Genomic DNA, 669 nt, shown 5'->3' on the forward strand with positions numbered 1-669 from the left:
CGAAGCCCTCATTGTTGGCTGTTCCGTCCGAAGAGCCGATGAACGGGTTTCTGTTGTCTCCCGAGGTATGGCACAGGTTGCATTCGGTGTTCATATCACCGCTGCTTCTGTGCATCTGGTGCTTATCATCACTGGGAAAGACCGAACCCTTTGTGGATGTTCCGTCGGTAAATGCACCATGACAGTTCTGACACCCATCGTTGTATCTGTTGTATGCTTCAGAATCTGGCGCCCATGCGGCGAAGACCGCGAGGGCGGTGATACAGAGAAAGACGACTGAAAACCTCTTCATGATTTCCCCCCTTCTTCTCTCTTTTGTTGCTGCGATAAAACGCAAAAGGCGTGCCAGTTTCCGGGTTGGGCTAACGTCCTGTTTTTGATGGGGATTGTTTTTTTTTCGGGAGGAATGTTCTTTCAGAATCGTAATTATTATCGATTGAAGTTGTAATTTCCTGCAATTTCTGTTTTTCGGGGAGAGAAAACGAAATAGTATATGGTCAGGGTGGTAATCCAGACTGAGGAATGCAGAACGAGAGCAGGGCAGCACACAACAAGCCCTCGAGGGGTGAGAGGGGAAAGAATCAAAAAGGACGACTTTCTCCTGTCTCCTTTCCCCTTTTGGCTTTCAGATTTGCAAATTGGGAATGCGATCAAGAAGTGATGGATGCC

At 48.0% G+C, this 669-nt stretch carries 1 protein-coding gene; it reads right to left on the reverse strand.

The window, feature by feature from the left end; genetic code table 11:
* On the reverse strand, nt 1-292 hold a 292-nt coding region (locus GTN70_01765), incomplete at its 3' end, for a hypothetical protein (protein ID NIO15724.1).
* Between the last annotated feature and the right edge of the window lie 377 nt (nt 293-669).

The organism is Deltaproteobacteria bacterium (genome assembly GCA_011773515.1).
Taxonomy (GTDB): Bacteria; Desulfobacterota; Deferrimicrobia; order J040; family J040; genus WVXK01.